This window comes from Streptomyces sp. NPDC054813 (assembly GCF_053611365.1).
The window spans coordinates 101333-116417 of record NZ_JBSHAF010000023.1; the positions used below are offsets into that span (position 1 = coordinate 101333).

Annotated in this window: 15 protein-coding genes; 8 read left to right on the plus strand and 7 right to left on the minus strand. The window is 72.2% G+C overall.

Annotation, left to right across the window (positions count from 1 at the left end):
* Window positions 1-28 precede the first annotated feature (28 nt).
* The 4 genes from ACWGJB_RS36580 to zapE all read right to left on the minus strand — a co-directional run bounded on the left by ACWGJB_RS36580 (window position 29) and on the right by zapE (window position 3887).
* Entirely contained in the window at window positions 29-1513 is a 1485-nt protein-coding gene (locus ACWGJB_RS36580) for a SulP family inorganic anion transporter (protein WP_453384349.1), read from the minus strand.
* An 8-nt stretch (window positions 1514-1521) separates the two neighbouring features.
* Window positions 1522-2100, minus strand: coding sequence for a carbonic anhydrase (locus tag ACWGJB_RS36585; RefSeq protein WP_453384350.1), 579 nt, complete (start codon window positions 2098-2100; stop codon window positions 1522-1524).
* Window positions 2101-2190: 90 nt separating this feature from the next.
* The gene (locus ACWGJB_RS36590) at window positions 2191-2586 is read right to left on the minus strand and encodes a hypothetical protein (RefSeq protein ID WP_453384351.1); all 396 of its coding nucleotides are present in this window, start codon (window positions 2584-2586) and stop codon (window positions 2191-2193) included.
* 194 nt (window positions 2587-2780) lie between these two features.
* Entirely contained in the window at window positions 2781-3887 is a 1107-nt protein-coding gene (gene zapE / locus ACWGJB_RS36595) for a cell division protein ZapE (RefSeq protein ID WP_453384352.1), read from the minus strand.
* A 37-nt stretch (window positions 3888-3924) separates the two neighbouring features.
* Between zapE and ACWGJB_RS36600 the strand changes: the two genes are divergently transcribed.
* The 4 genes from ACWGJB_RS36600 to msrB all read left to right on the plus strand — a co-directional run bounded on the left by ACWGJB_RS36600 (window position 3925) and on the right by msrB (window position 7337).
* Window positions 3925-4704, plus strand: a complete 780-nt coding sequence (locus ACWGJB_RS36600) for a pyrimidine reductase family protein (RefSeq protein ID WP_453384353.1) — start codon at window positions 3925-3927, stop codon at window positions 4702-4704.
* 173 nt (window positions 4705-4877) lie between these two features.
* A complete protein-coding gene (locus tag ACWGJB_RS36605) occupies window positions 4878-5333 on the plus strand; it encodes an indole-3-glycerol phosphate synthase (RefSeq protein ID WP_453384423.1) in 456 nt (151 codons plus the stop codon).
* A gap of 194 nt (window positions 5334-5527) precedes the next feature.
* On the plus strand, window positions 5528-6916 hold the full coding sequence (gene murC / locus ACWGJB_RS36610) for a UDP-N-acetylmuramate--L-alanine ligase (protein ID WP_453384354.1): 1389 nt from the start codon (window positions 5528-5530) through the stop codon (window positions 6914-6916).
* A gap of 13 nt (window positions 6917-6929) precedes the next feature.
* Window positions 6930-7337 carry a peptide-methionine (R)-S-oxide reductase MsrB gene (gene msrB / locus ACWGJB_RS36615; RefSeq protein WP_453384355.1) on the plus strand — a complete coding sequence of 136 codons (408 nt, stop codon included), beginning with the start codon at window positions 6930-6932 and terminating at the stop codon, window positions 7335-7337.
* A 132-nt stretch (window positions 7338-7469) separates the two neighbouring features.
* Here msrB and ACWGJB_RS36620 read toward each other — a convergent pair whose 3' ends face one another.
* Entirely contained in the window at window positions 7470-8735 is a 1266-nt protein-coding gene (locus ACWGJB_RS36620; RefSeq protein ID WP_453384356.1) for an MFS transporter, read from the minus strand.
* A 95-nt stretch (window positions 8736-8830) separates the two neighbouring features.
* Between ACWGJB_RS36620 and ACWGJB_RS36625 the strand changes: the two genes are divergently transcribed.
* Together ACWGJB_RS36625 and ACWGJB_RS36630 are read left to right on the plus strand one after the other, a co-directional pair.
* Window positions 8831-9223: an ArsR/SmtB family transcription factor gene (locus ACWGJB_RS36625; RefSeq protein ID WP_453384357.1), complete on the plus strand. Its 393-nt coding sequence runs from the start codon at window positions 8831-8833 to the stop codon at window positions 9221-9223.
* A gap of 424 nt (window positions 9224-9647) precedes the next feature.
* Window positions 9648-10883, plus strand: a complete 1236-nt coding sequence (locus ACWGJB_RS36630; protein WP_453384358.1) for a PP2C family protein-serine/threonine phosphatase — start codon at window positions 9648-9650, stop codon at window positions 10881-10883.
* Window positions 10884-11040: 157 nt separating this feature from the next.
* Here ACWGJB_RS36630 and ACWGJB_RS36635 read toward each other — a convergent pair whose 3' ends face one another.
* Both ACWGJB_RS36635 and ACWGJB_RS36640 read right to left on the minus strand, forming a co-directional pair.
* Window positions 11041-12444, minus strand: coding sequence for a sensor histidine kinase (locus tag ACWGJB_RS36635; RefSeq protein ID WP_453384424.1), 1404 nt, complete (start codon window positions 12442-12444; stop codon window positions 11041-11043).
* A 47-nt stretch (window positions 12445-12491) separates the two neighbouring features.
* A complete protein-coding gene (locus ACWGJB_RS36640; protein ID WP_453384359.1) occupies window positions 12492-13247 on the minus strand; it encodes a response regulator transcription factor in 756 nt (251 codons plus the stop codon).
* 91 nt (window positions 13248-13338) lie between these two features.
* On the opposite strand from ACWGJB_RS36640, the gene ACWGJB_RS36645 reads away from it, so the two are divergent.
* Together ACWGJB_RS36645 and ACWGJB_RS36650 are read left to right on the plus strand one after the other, a co-directional pair.
* Window positions 13339-14676 (plus strand): ferredoxin reductase family protein, encoded by a 1338-nt coding sequence (locus tag ACWGJB_RS36645; RefSeq protein WP_453384360.1) that lies wholly within the window; start codon window positions 13339-13341, stop codon window positions 14674-14676.
* A gap of 10 nt (window positions 14677-14686) precedes the next feature.
* The gene (locus tag ACWGJB_RS36650; protein ID WP_453384361.1) at window positions 14687-15085 is read left to right on the plus strand and encodes an FMN-binding protein; all 399 of its coding nucleotides are present in this window, start codon (window positions 14687-14689) and stop codon (window positions 15083-15085) included.

Sequence of the window (15085 nt, forward strand, 5' to 3'; positions counted from 1 at the left end):
GCCACGGTCGCCGGGAGCGGCCGTCGGTTCAGACGGCCGTGACCCGGGTGGTCCCGGCCGAGACGGCCGTGACCTTCACCGGCTCGGTGCCGGCGTCGCTGTGCCGCTCGGCCCAGCCCTCCAGCGCGGTCCGGCAGGCGTGGTCGAGATGGTGCAGCCCGGACAGGTCCACCCGGATCGCGCGGTCCTGGGGCAGCGCCTCCAGACTGTCGAGGATCTTGGGTAGCCGCAGGAAGGTCGCGTTGCCCGACAGGTGCGCGTCGATCGGGCCCGCGCCCTTGTCGACCACCTCCAGCTTGATGTGCGAGGCCTCCCACGCGGTCTTGACGATCGACAGGGCCAGTCCGATGAGCACGCCCTCGAACATGCTGACCGCGACGATCGACACCGCGGTGACGACCAGGATCAGCGCCTCGCCCCGGTGCTCGCGCCAGAGGACGGCCAGCGCCCGCACGGGGATGAGCTTGGCGCCCGAGTGGACCAGGATTCCGGCGAGCGCCGGGATCGGTATGTGGCCGAGGACTCCCGGCAGCAGCGCGGCGAACAGCAGCAGCCAGACGCCGTGCAGCACCCGGGACGCCTTCGTCCGGGCACCCGCCTGCACATTGGCCGCGCTGCGCACGATCACCGCGGTCATCGGCAGCGCGCCGAGCACTCCGCAGAGCGCGTTGCCCGCGCCCTGGGCGATCAGCTCCTGGTTGTACTTGGTGCGCGGACCGTTGTGCAGCCGGTCCACGGCCGCCGCGCTGAACAGCGACTCGGCGGACGCGATCAGCGTGAACGCGACGATCGTGCCGAGCACGCCGAAGCCCGCCAGTTCGCCGAAGGCGCTCAGCGGCGGCGGCTGGACGGAGCCCAGCAGCCCGTGCACCTCCACGGTGGCGACCGGGAGGCTCAGCAGGAACGCGGCCAGGGTGGCGAGACCGACGGCGGCCAGGGGGCCCGGAACCGTGCGCACCTTCCCCGGGAGGTACTTCCACAGCACCAGGACCGCGACGGTGCCCGCGCCGAGGGCGAGCGAGGCCAGCGCCTCCCCGTCCCCGAGGGCGTCCGCGAACGCCCCGGGCAGTCCGGCTATCTTCCCGGGCCCCGACTCGGGGGCCTTGGCGGCGAGCGCCGGATACAGCTGACCGGCGATCAGGACCAGACCGATTCCGGCCAGCATGCCCTCGACCACGGAGACCGAGATGGCCCGGAACCAGCGGCCCAGCCTCAGCACACCCATGGCGATCTGGAGCACGCCGGTGACGAGCACGATCACACCGAGCACCGGCAGCCCGAACTCCTGCACCGCCTCGAAGACGAGTACGGTCAGACCGGCGGCCGGCCCCGAAACCTGAAGGCTGCTGCCCCGCAGCATCCCGGTGACGAGACCGCCCACGATGCCGGTGACCAGGCCGAGTTCGGCCGGCACACCGGAGGCGACGGCCACGCCCACGCACAGCGGGAGCGCGACCAGGAAGACGACGAGAGAGGCGGTGAAGTCCTGCTTTATGTAAGGGAACTTGGTCATCGCGACGCTCACAGGGTCTCGAACGCGTCGGTGTCGGCGCGGTGTTCGCGCACGGCACCGGTGTGGACCTCGTAGTACCAGCCGCGCAGGGTCAGTTCGCCCTGCGCCAGCTTCCTGTCGATGAACGGGTAGGAGCGCAGCCGCAGCAGCTGGGCGAGCACATGGCTCTGCACGCCCTCGGCGACGGCCGGGTCCTCGACGGCCCCGGTCGGGCGCGGCTCGGCACGGGCCAGCCAGTCCCGTACGGCGGGTACGGCGGTCAGGTCGTCGCCGCGCACCAGCGCGCCGACGGCGCCGCAGTGCGAGTGCCCGCAGACGACGATGTCGCGGACGCCGAGCACCTCCACGGCGTATTCGATGGTGGCCGCCTCGCTGGTGGGGTGCTCCGAGGCGTACGGGGGGACGATGTTGCCCGCGGTGCGCAGCTCGAAGAGCTCGCCCGGGCGGGCGCCGGTGATCAGGGCCGGGACGACCCGGGAGTCGGAGCAGGTGATGAACAGCACCTGCGGGGACTGGCCTGCGGCGAGCTTGGCGAACTCCTCAGGGCGCTGTCCGAACGTACGGGCGTTGTCGATGAGGGGCTGCATGATGTGTGGACTCCTCCTGGCGCGCCGGAACGGCGCGTCGGCCTTGCACGACGGTTGTGGGGGGTGACGAGCGGGGGCGGAACCCTTCGCTCAGCAGCGGAAGACCTGAAGGGCGGCCGGCGAGTGGGCTCTGGACGCTCTTGGCGTGCGTTGATGGCGGGCCGCGGGGGCCGCCGAGGCCGGTATCGCCTCGGTGTGCCGGGCGGTGGGCGGACGGTCGTCGGCCCAGCCGGCGGTGGCGGTGCGATGGCGGTCGGCGCTCTGCGGCGGGCTGGGGGGCTCCCCGCACAGGCCGTGGTCGCGGAGGGTGTGCGAGCCGTCGCGCACGAACTTCGTCGAGGGCTGCGGACCGGGCTGGGCCTTGGCCTCTACATGACTGGCTGTGTGCGCGGCTGCGAATGTTGCCGCGGGCGCGAAGAACTGGACGGCGAGCAGGGCGGCGGCCAGGAGCGAGAACACGGCCCGGGCCGTCGTACCACGGAACATGAGCCCCCCTCGCAGCAGTTCGCGCCTCTTGTGTGCACCAAGCACAGGTCAATGGTTGGTCAAGAAACACGTTAACCCTGCAAAGTCGTTTGCAGGGTTAACTCGGTGTTGCGAACCGAAGAGAGCGTGGAAAATGCCGGTGCGGTGGCTCGATCGAGCTCTTGACCCGGCGATCTTGATCGAATAGAGGGGGTCTACCCGGCGGCGACGAGCTCCTTGGCGTCCCGGGCCAGGGCGGTGAGCCGGGAAATCGCGCGGAAGTACTTCTTCCGGTAGCCGCCGTTCAGCATCTCCTCGCTGAACAGCCTGTCGAACGGCAGTCCGGAGGCCAGGACCGGGATCTCACGGTCGTAGAGCCGGTCCGCGAGGACCACCAGCCGCAGCGCGGTCGACTGGTCCGGCACCGGCCGCACGTCGGTGAGGCAGACCGCCGTCACGTCGTCGGTCAGCGCGCCGTACCGGCTGGGGTGCACCTTGGCCAGGTGGTCCAGGAGCTGCGGGAAGTCGTCGAGCGAGGCGCCCTGGGTGGCGTACGCCGCCTTGGTCACCAGTTCCTCGGAGAACGGCGCCGGCGCCTCGGGCAGGCCGCGGTGGCGGTAGTCCTCGCCGTCGATGCGCAGGGCGCGGAAGTGGGCCGACAGGCCCTGGATCTCCCGCAGGAAGTCGGCCGCCGCAAACCGGCCCTCGCCGAGCTTGCCCGGCAGGGTGTTGGAGGTGGCGGCGAGCGCGACACCCGCGTCGACCAGGCGGCCCAGCAGCGTCGACACCAGGACCGTGTCGCCGGGGTCGTCCAGCTCGAACTCGTCGATGCAGAGCAGACGGTGGCCGGAGAGGGTCTGCACGGTCTGCTGGAAGCCGAGCGCGCCGACCAGGTTGGTCAGCTCCACGAAGGTGCCGAACGCCTTCAGCGCGGGCTCGGCCGGGGTGGCGTGCCAGAGCGAGGCGAGCAGGTGGGTCTTGCCGACGCCGTACCCGCCGTCGAGGTAGACCCCGCGGGGTCCGGCCGGAATCTTCGGTGCCCTGGCCTTCCCGAAGCCGAAGAAGCCGCGCTTGCCGCCGGCCGCCGCGTGGGCTCCGCCGAGACCGGCCGCGAAGCCCTCGAGGACGCGTACGGCCTCGGTCTGGCTCGGCTGGTTCGGGTCCGGTATGTAGGTCGTGAAGCGGACCGAGTCGAAGCGGGGCGGCGGCACCATCTCGGCGACCAGCCGGTCCGCGGGGACGTGCGGCGAGCGGGCGCAGAGGGACAGCGGGGCCGCGTCGGCTATGGGGCTGACCTCGGAAGCGGCGGGAGAAGACGACACGGTTGTCCATGGTAGTTGCCGTGCCACACTGCACGACATGCGACGCCTGTTCCCTGTGACCGAAGAGACAGCGGCCCCGGCCTCCGGCGGACCGGCCGAGGGGGAGTGGAGTCTCGCCGAGCTTGCGCTCGCCTACGGCTATCCCGCTGGGCGAGAGGTCTGGCTGCGGGCCAACATGGTGTCCACGCTCGACGGCGCCGCCCAGCACGACGGACGGTCGCAGCCCCTCTCCAGCGACACCGACATGCGGATCTTCGGCACCCTGCGGGCGCTCGCGGACGTCGTGGTCGTCGGAGCGGAAACGGTACGGCAGGAGGGGTACCGGCCGGCCCGCGCGCGTGCGGAGTTCGCCGGGGCCCGGGCGGCGGCGGGGCAGAGCGCGGCCCCCGCGGTGGCCGTCGTCACCGCGAGCCTGGACCTCGACTTCTCGCTCCCGCTGTTCACCTCGCCCCTCGTCCCCACCCTGGTCCTCACCGGCGCGGCGGCCGCCCCCGACCGCGTCGCCGCCGCCGAGCAGGCCGGCGCCCGGGTGGTGGTCGCCGGTGACGGCGTCGGTGTCGACCCCGCCCGCGCGGTCGGTGCCCTCGCCGGTCTCGGCCACACCCGGCTGCTCACCGAGGGCGGACCCCGGCTGCTCGGGCAGTTCATCGCCGCCGATGTCCTCGACGAGCTGTGCCTGACGACGTCCCCGATGCTCACGGCGGGGGCGGCGCAGCGCATTTCCGGGGGCCCCGGTGTCGATGTGCCCAGACGTTTCGAACTAGTGTCCTTGCTGGAGGAGGCCGGATTCCTGTTCAGCCGCTACCGGCGGTCCTGAATTCGGCGGAATCTACCGTTCCGCTTAGCTTCCTGCGGGCACACTGAATCCGGCAGTACCCGTGCGATCACGGGGCAGGATGGTTTCCGCAGGGCTGTCTAGGCCCCAGGGAGGACAGAGGGTCCGAGCGGCCCTCTCAGGAGAAGAGGCGCCTGGTGTTCACAAGCGTTCTGATGATCGAGAAGGCCCTGACGTCCGCCGACGTGGAGTTCGTCACCACCTTGCACGGGGACGAGCAGGTCTCCTTCCATGTGTTGCTCCAGCCGCGCGGCGACCAGGCGGACCGTCTGCTGCGGGCCATCGACGACATCGCGCTCGGCGAACTGGACGAAGCCGCGCGCGAGCGGGAGACGCCGGAGGGGGACGCGGCGAAGGGACCGGCCGAACAGGCGCTGGACGTCTCCCTGGCGGCCCTGCGGGCGGCGGGGAGCACGGCGGACGGGCGGATGGTCGAGGACCACCCGCTGGACGCGCTGAAGACGGTGGTGGGAGAGGTCGGTGCGGACGAGGTGATCGTGCTGACCGATCCGCACTATGTGGAGGAGTTCTTCCACCGGGACTGGGCGTCGCGTGCGCGGCACAAGGTGGGCGTACCGGTGCTGAAGCTGTTCTCGCACAGCAAGGCCTAGGCGCCGTGGGTAGTGCGTGCGTCGAAGGCCGGGGGCGCGTTGTGGCTGGTCGCGCCCATCCGGCGGTAGCCGCACATCGAGACGGCCCCGCGCCCCTGAAGGGGCGCTGATGCTCGTGCCCGTTGCACGGCACCCGGTGCCCGAGCGCATAGGCTAGGGCCGCTTTCGCACGTCACCGTCTCTGGGAGAAACACATGGCACCCGGCCTTCCTTCCGCCATGGAGCGACCGCACTTCATCGGGATCGGCGGCGCCGGGATGTCGGGGATCGCCAAGATCCTCGCCCAGCGTGGGGCCCAGGTGGCCGGAAGCGACGCCAAGGAGTCGGCCACCGTCGAGGCGCTGCGGGCGCTGGGCGTCACCGTGCACATCGGGCACGCGGCCGGGCACCTGGCCGACGACGCCAGCTGTGTCGTCGTGTCGTCGGCGATCCGCCAGGACAACCCCGAGCTGGCGCGCGCGGCCGAACTGGGCATCCCCGTGGTGCACCGCTCGGACGCCCTCGCCGCCCTGATGGACGGCGCGCGGTCGATCGCCGTCGCGGGCACCCACGGCAAGACCACGACCACCTCGATGCTGGCCGTCTCGCTGACCGAGCTGGGCCGCGAGCCGTCGTACGCCATCGGCGGCGACCTGGACGCCCCCGGCTCCAACGCCCTGCACGGCGAGGGTGAGATCTTCGTCGCCGAGGCGGACGAATCGGACCGCAGCTTCCACAAGTACGCGCCCGAGGTCGCCATCGTCCTCAACGTGGAGCTCGACCACCACGCCAACTACGCCTCGATGGAAGAGATCTACGAGTCCTTCGAGACCTTCGCGGGCCGGATCGTGCCCGGTGGCACGCTGGTGGTCAACGCCGATCACGAGGGCGCGCGCGAGCTGACCCGGCGGCTGGCCGGCAAGGTCCGGACGGTGACCTACGGCGACGCCGCCGATGCCGATGTGCGGGTGCTGTCCGTCGTACCGCAGGGGCTGAAGAGCGAGGTCACCGTCGCGCTGGACGGGACCGAGCTGACCTTCACGGTCTCCGTGCCCGGCCGGCACTACGCGCACAACGCCGTCGCCGCGCTCGCCGCGGGCGTGGCCCTCGGGGTCCCGGCCGCCGAGCTGGCGCCCGCGCTCGCCGCGTACACGGGCGTCAAGCGCCGCCTCCAGCTCAAGGGCGAGGCGGCCGGCGTCCAGGTGATCGACTCCTACGCCCACCACCCCACCGAGATGACCGCCGACCTGGAGGCCATGCGCGCCGCCGCCGGGGACGCCCGGATCCTGGTCGTCTTCCAGCCGCACCTTTTCTCCCGTACCCAGGAGCTGGGCAAGGAGATGGGCGACGCGCTGGCCCTCGCGGACGCGTCGGTGGTCCTGGACATCTACCCGGCCCGCGAGGACCCGATCCCCGGTGTCACCAGCGAGCTGATCATCGAGGCGGCACGGGCCGCGGGCGCCGACGTCACCGCCGTCCACGACAAGGACGAGGTCCCCGCCGTGGTCGCGGGAATGACGAGGCCCGGTGATCTGGTTCTCACCATGGGCGCGGGAGATGTGACCGACCTGGGCCCGAAGATCCTGGAACGCCTGGCGAAGTAAGGGGCTGAGAGTCATGTCGTACGACGTCGACAAGCCGGACGAGCAGTGGCGGTCGGAGCTGACGCCGGCCGAGTACGCCGTGCTGCGTCAGGCGGCCACCGAGCCGGCCTTCACCGGTGAGTACACCGACACCAAGACCAAGGGCGTGTACTCCTGTCGCGCCTGCGGTGCGGAGCTGTTCACCTCCACCACGAAGTTCGAGTCCCACTGCGGGTGGCCGTCCTTCTACGACCCGAAGAACACCGACGCGGTCGAGCTGATCGAGGACCGTACGCACGGGATGGTCCGCACCGAGGTGCGCTGTGCGCGGTGCGGCTCGCACCTCGGGCACGTCTTCGAGGGTGAGGGGTATGCGACCCCGACCGACCAGCGGTACTGCATCAACTCGATCTCGCTGCGGCTGACCGCCGACGAGAGCTGAGACAGCGCTGGATCAGGAGACCCGGGTCGCCGAGCCGGCGACCCGGGGAGGGTCTGCGGCGATCCGTGCGTGCGGGTCGGTGTCCGGCGTGCGGGTGGTGCGCCACGGCGACCGCCGCGGTGCGTCGGCCGGTCAGCCGGGCTCGGCCGTCCGGCGTCGGGAGGCGAGGACCACCAGGCCGCCGATGACGGCGAGGGTCGTCAGGACGACGGCGAACACGGTGGTGCCGTTGGTCAGCCCGACGGCGTCGCTGAGGTAGCCGGCCGAGACCGGCAGCAGGCCCGCCGGGACGTAACCGCCCACGTTGAGCGCGGCGTTGGCCTCGGCGAGCCGCTGGGCCGGGACGCTGTGGTTGAGCAGGGAGAGCCCGCCGAGCTGTCCCATGCCCTGGCCGGCGCCGGCCAGCAGCGCGGCGGCGATCAGCACGGCGACCGCCGAGGTGTGCACGGCGGTGGCGAGCGCGACCATGCTGAGCGTGGTGCTGACGGCTCCGGCGGTGAGGATGGTGTGCAGGGGCAGCCTCTGCACGGCGAACTGCACCCCGGTGGCGGCCAGGAACATCGCGAACGCCATGGCCCCGGCGACGATCCGGCTGGTGGTGCCGAGCAGGCCGGACAGCAGCGAGGGGCCGAGCGAGAGCACGAAGGACGTCGCGGTGATGCCGGGCGCGAACACCGCGATGCCGAGGGCGAGTTGCCGGCCGTTGCCGTGCGGGACGCCGGGTACCCGGAACCAGGCGCCCTGGGCACGTGCGGCCGGGCGGCGCACCGGCATGCGCAGCACGGCGAGGATCGCGGTGGCGAGCAGTACCGTCTCCACCGCGAAGACGGTGACGGTGGGACCGGGCAGGGTCTCGGACAGGACGCCCGCGAGGAGCGGACCGAGGCCGGCCCCGAAGACCATCGCGCAGGAGGCGAGCAGGGCCGCGAGCCGCTTGCGTTCCCGGCCGGCCACGTCCGTCACGGCCGCCATGCCCGCGGAGACCACCGCGCCGACGGCGATCCCGGTGAACAGCCGGGCCACGATCAGCGCGGCCACACCGGACGCGGTCGCGAAGATGACACAGGCGGCCAGCGCCAGCCCGAGGGCGGGCAGCAGCACCGTCTTGCGGCCGAGCCGGTCGGAGACCACGCCGGAGACGAGCAGTGACCCGAGCAGGCCGACGATGTAGCAGGCGAAGATCACGGTCAGGGTCCCCTTCGAGAACCCGATCTCACGCTGCCACATCACGTACAGCGGCGTCGCCGCGTTGGACAGGACGAAGACCGCCGTCACCGGCCAGGCGGCCAGCCATATCCACCAGGTGGGAGCGGGGGAGGCGGCCGGCCCCGAAGGCTCGCCGGTAGCGGCCTCCCGCTCACCTCCCGCCTTCGCGGGCGCGGTTCGACTCTCCGACATGACAGGTGCCCCCTGCTGCAGTACGAGTTTTCTCGAACATAGCATGCAGTACGATTGGAGTCGTACAAAGGGATTCGGGTCATGAGGAGTCGCCCATGCCTTCCACGGCGCGTCCGGCGTCCGTACGGGTGCCGGACTTCAAGGTGCTGCCGCAGCCCGCGGACCTGCCCGAGCCGCTGCCCGAACCCGCGGTGGCGGAACTGCGCCTGGAGACGGTGCTGGGGGCGCTGAGCGACCCGCTGCGGCTGCGGATCGTGCAGAAGCTGCTGCTGGATTCCGAGCGGTACGACCACACCTGCGGGTGGTTCGGCTTCGACCGCCCCAAGTCCTCGCTGACCCACCACTTCAAGGCCCTGCGCGAGGCCGGGGTCACCCGGCAGCGCCAGTACGGCCTGGAGCGCCGCAGTCACGTCCGCATCGACGACCTGAACGCGCGCTTCCCCGGCCTGCTGGACCTGGTCGCGGCCTGGACGCCCGCCGAGGGGTGACCCCCTTCTCCGCTGCGGGGCCTGGACCTCTTCAGGAACCGGGCCCTCGCGGTCGCCTCGTTCGTAGCCGTCGTCGGCATGCTCAGCGCCGTTCGGGCGTAACCGGTGTGCCGGACCGCTGGGCCCGTCCGAGGCCCGGCAGGCCCGCACACCGGAACCGTCCATGGCCCGGGGAGCCCGCGCGCCGGATCCGTCCGTGGCCCGCTCGCACACCGGATCCGAACTCCCCGGGTGTGAGCGCGCACCGCCGCCGACGGCGCGGCGGCCGGAGCACCGGCCGCCCCGGCGCACCACCTCCGGCGACCGTGCGGCGCGGGTGGCTGGTGCCCCCAGGGGCGCTGTTTGAGATTCTGTGAGGGTGTCGGGTGTCGCGCGATGGTTCCAGTCCCGCAGGGGACCCGCGTCCGCCGATGGCCCGGGAGCAGTGGACGGGTCCGTCGCGGGCGCCGACCCCTCCGCGCCCTTCAGAATGCTGCGGACGGCCGCGGCCGGCATCGGCACCACCCTCGACGAGTCCACGACCTGCACGGAACTGTCCCGGGCGGCGGTACGGCTGACCGGCGGCGGGGCTGCCGTGATGCGGCGGGTGGGCGAGACCGTCTCCGGCTACGAGTCGATCACCGGCGACGCCGACATGCTGCCCGACGCCCGCTGGGCCACCGCGGTCGCCCGGGACGCGGGCTCCCCGGCGGCCGACCACTGGGCGGACCCCTGGCTGTCCCGCCCGGCCGGCAGCCGCACCCGTCCGGCCGTGTGCGTGCCCCTGACCAGTGGTTCCGACCAGTACGGCGTCCTGGTCTGCGCCCGCGAGGGGATGGCCTTCGTCCGGGCGGAGGCCGAACTGCTCGCCTTCCTGGCCGAACGCGCGGCCTCCCACATCCGGCACGCCCGCGAGTACGAGCACGTCAACCGCACCGCCGGCGACCTGCAGCGCGCCCTGCTGTCCGAGCCCGGCCGACCGCATCCCAACCTTGACGTGGCGATCCGCTACCTACCGGCCGGCGGCCGGGTGCTGGTCGGCGGCGACTGGTGCGAGACGGTACGGCTGCACTTCGGCCGCACCCTGCTCGTCGTCGGCGACGTGATGGGCCACGGCCTGGAAGCCGCCGTCGACATGAACGCCTACCGGTCCTCGCTCCGCTACATCGCCTCCTCCGAGCTGCCCCCGCACCGGGTACTGCGCCAGATGGACACCATCTCGTCCAACGAGGCGGACCGAAGACCCGCCACCTGTCTGCTGGTGCGCGTCGACCCGGGCCGCCGTCAGGTCACCCTGTCCAGCGCCGGCCACCTCCCGCCCGCCCTGATCACCGGGCAGGGCCGGACCTCCCTGCTGCCGGTCCCGGTGGGCCCGCCGCTCGGCACGGGCTTCGGGGGCTACGAATCGGCCACCCACCGGTTCGACCCCGACCAAGCCCTCGTCCTCTTCACGGACGGACTGGTGGAACACCGTGGCGAGGACATCGACCGCTCCCTGAACCGCCTCGCGGACCTGCACTTCAGCCCGGCCGTCGGCGTGGACGCCCTGCTGGAGTCCATCCTCACCCGCCTCGACGCCCGCAACGCCGAGGACGACGTCGCGGTCCTGGCGGCCCGCCCGCATCCCCGGCAGGGCGGGTTCACCTTCATCCCGGAGGAGGAGAGGGCACCGGGCCTGTGACGGTGGGCCCGGAGACAACGCCGGCCCGCAGGACCGCGCCACGGCAAGTACCGCCCGGGATCCGGTGGCTGACGCCGGACGGGGACGCCGAGCCGGTGCGGGGCCGCGGCGCCGACTGCCCGTCCGCCGCCGCTGCCCCGATCCTGGCCGCCGTGGGCTACCCGGGCAACTTCAGTGTGAACACGGTCGTGCCGTCCGGACCGTCGCCCAGCCCGATGGTGCCGCCGTGTGCCTCCACCAGGGCCCGGGCCACCGACAGGCCGAGGCCGCTGCCGCCGCGGTCGCGGCTGCGGGCCTTGTCGACGCGGTAGAAGCGGTCGAAGACCCGGGCCCGGTCGGCGGACGGGATGCCGGGGCCACGGTCGGCGACGCTCACCGTCGTCGAGCCGGGCGCCGTGGTGACCGTCACCGCGACCGGCGTGCCGGTGGGCGTGTGGACGGCCGCGTTGGTGAGGAGGTTGTCCAGCACCTGGCGGATGCGGACCGGGTCCAGGCGCAACGGGACCGGGTCCGGACCGACGGTCACCGTCAGCGGATGGTCGGTGTGCGCCGCGCGGAACGCGTCCGCGGCCTCCCGCACCAGCTCCGTCAGGTCGGCGTCCTCCAGCCGCAGCGGGGCCTCCACCTCGGCCGCGTCCAGCCGGGCCAGGAGCAGCAGGTCGTCGAGGAGGATGCCCATCCGGGCCGCCTCGGCGCGCAGCCGGGCCAGGTGCTTGTCGCGTTCCTCGGGGGCGTTGGCCGCCGCGTACTGGAAGAGGTCGGCGTAGCCGCGCACCGACATCAGCGGGGTGCGCAGCTCGTGCGAGGCGTCCGCGACGAACCGGCGCAGCCGCTGCTCGGCCTCCGCGCGGACGGCGAGGGACCGGTCGATGTGTTCGAGCATCGTGTTGAACGCGGTGCGCAGCTCCTCGACCTCGGGGCCGCCGCCCCGCTTGGCCGCGCGCAGCGGCAGCCGGGCCGCCGACTCGGTCAGATTGTGCGAGGCGATGCCATGGGCGGTGTGCGCCATGTCGCTCAGCGGCTCCAGGCCGTGCCGCAGCAGCCGGCGGCCGAACACCACAAGGGCCAGCAGCGCCAGCCCGAAGGCCACCACCTGGACCGTGACCAGCTGCCGTACCGTGTCGTCGATGCTGTCCATCGGCGCGCCGCTGACCAGCACCACCCCCGGCTCCACCTCGCAGCCGCGCAGCCGGTACTCGCCCTCCCCGGTCAGGTCCGTGGTGCTCAGCACCTCGGTGCCTGCGGCGATCTGCGCCTTCGCCACCGACGTGAGGTCACCGATGTCCGCGGGCAGATCGCCCCGCTCCTCCGGCTTGCGCAGCACCGGCGAGCCGTGCGAGACGTCGTACACGGCGTAGTACCAGCGGTAGTACTTCTTGCCCTGCAGAGTGCCGTTCTGCGCGATGCTCTTGGACTGGGCGACCTGGGCCAGCCCCAGCTGGTCGTCCAGCTGCGCCGACAGGTAGTCCCGCATGTACGTGGTCAGGGCCGTGCCGACGACCGCGAACACCACCAGGGCCAGCGCCCCCAGCCCCAGCGCCAGCCGGGTGCCCAGACGCATGTTCCGGTACCGGCGCCTGCCCCGGTACCAGCGGCGCAGCCGGCCGGTCACTCCGCCGCCTGCTGCCGTATGACGTACCCGAAACCGCGCACGGTGTGGATCAGCGGTTCCCCGCCGGCCTCGTCCAGCTTGCGGCGCAGCCGGCTGACCACCAGCTCCACCACGTTCGAGCGGCCGCCGAAGCCGTACTCCCAGACATGGTCCAGGATCTGCGCCTTGGTGAGCACGGTCGGCGACTTGCGCATCAGATAGCGCAGCACCTCGAACTCGGTCGGGGTCAGCGAGAACAGCCGCTCGCCGCGCCGGACCTCACGGGTGTCCTCGTCCATCGTCAGGTCGGCGACCTGGAGGACCGAGCGCTGGAAGCCGGGCCCCGCGCTGCGCCGCAGCACCGTGCGCAGCCGGGCCATCAGCTCCTCCACCGCGAACGGCTTGACCAGGTAGTCGTCCCCGCCCCGGGTCAGCCCCGCGACCCGGTCGGCGACCCCGTCGCGGGCCGTGAGGAACACCACCGGCACCATCGTCCCGGAGCGCCGCAGCCGGTCCAGGACACCGAAGCCGTCCACGTCCGGCAGCATCAGGTCGAGCACGACGATGTCCGGCCGGAACTCGGCGGCCCGGGCCAGCGCGTCCTCACCGGAGTACGCGGTGACCGCCTCCCAGCCCTCGTACCGTGCGACCGTCGCGACCAGGTCGGCGATCGGCGGGTCGTCGTCCACGACGAGGAGTCGTACTTTTTCCACCCGCTCATACTGCGCTACCCGGTGGCGGACGCCAGACCCGCGCCCACACCGAAAACACATCGATAACCAGTTGAAAGTCGTCCGACAGGAAAACGACAGCAGCCACGGGTGAAGCTCGACTCCCAGGACCCGATCAAGGAGCTGCCGACCCGTGACGACCGTCCAATCACCCCCTGCGCCCCCCACGGCGATACGCCCCGGGGTGGTGGCCCGCACGGGCCTGTACGCCGCGCTCGCCGTGAACGCGGCCGTGGTCGCCTACTTCTTCGCCCAGGCGGGCTTCGCCTCCAACGCCCTGATCGTCATCGGCCGCTTCCTCGGCCTGTACGGCGCCCTCGTCATGGCCTTCCAGCTGGTGCTGGTCGCCCGGCTGCCCTGGCTGGACCGCCGGATCGGCATGGACCGGCTGACCTCCTGGCACCGCTGGACCGGCTTCGCCCTGCTGTGGACGCTGCTCGGGCACGCCGTCTTCATCAGCTTCGGCTACGCCGACGGCGCCGGCGTCGGCCCGATCGGCGAGGTCGTCGACCTCGCCGAGACGACCGAGGGTGTGCTGCGCGCCGTCGTCGCGCTCGGCATCGTCCTCGTGGTCGGCGCCGTCTCGGCCCGCTACGCCCGCCGCCGGCTCGCCTACGAGACCTGGCACTTCATCCACCTGTACACCTACGTGGCCGTGGTGCTCGCCTTCAGCCACCAGGTCGCGGTCGGTACGACGTTCACGGCGTCGTCCACCGCCACGGCGTACTGGTACGTCCTGTGGGGCGTCGCGCTCGGCTCGGTGGCCCTGGGCCGGCTGGCCCTGCCGCTGTGGCGCAACCACCGCCACCAGTTCCGCGTCTCCGCCGTCGTCCCCGAGTCGGACAACGTGGTCTCCGTCTACGTCACCGGCCGCGACCTCGACCGGCTCGGCGCGCGAGCAGGCCAGTTCTTCCTGTGGCGGTTCCTCACGAAGGACCGCTGGTGGCAGGCGAACCCCTTCTCCCTCTCCGCCGCGCCCGACGGCCGCACCCTGCGCCTGACCGCCAAGGCCGCCGGCGACGGCAGCGCCGCCCTGCGCCACCTGAAGGTCGGCACCCGGGTCTTCGCCGAGGGACCCTACGGCGCCTTCACCACCCTGCACCGCCGGAAGACCGAGTCCCTGCTGATCGCGGGCGGCGTCGGCGTCACCCCCGTCCGCGCCCTCCTGGAGGACCTCGAAGGCCACGCGGTCGTCATCTACCGCGTCGCCACCGACCGGGACGCCGTCCTCTACGACGAACTGCGCGACCTCGCCGTCGCCAAGGGCGCCGAACTGCACCTGGTCACCGGCCCGCCGGTCCCCGACAGGCTGGCGCCGCGCGAGCTGATCCAACTGGTGCCGGACATCGCCGACCGGGACGTCTTCCTGTGCGGGCCGCCGCCGATGATGAACGCGGTGCTGCGCAGCCTGGGAGACCTGGGCGTGCCCGAGCCGCAGATCCATTTCGAGCGTTTCAGCCTGGCGGGATGAGAGAGACACCGTGAAGCGAGCCATACCTGTCGTCGCCCTGAGCATCGCCGGCCTGATCCCCGTCTGGCGCTACGAGCCGTCCATCGGCGGTACGACGACCTCCGCCACCGAGCCCGTCACGATCCCGTCCACCTCGGGGACCGCCGCTTCGGGCACGGTCGTCCAGGGCACGACCATCAACACCGAGAAGGGCCCCGTCCAGGTCCAGGTGACCTTCGACGGCGACAGGATCGCCGCGGTGAGGATGCTCCAGCAGCCCGACCACCCGCAGACGACGGCGGCCGTGCCGGTACTGATCTCGGAGACGCTGAAGGCGCAGAGCGCGGACATCGACACGGTCTCCGGCGCGACGATCACCAGCGACGGCTACCGGAAGTCCCTGCAGGCCGCGATCGACGCGAAGGGCTGA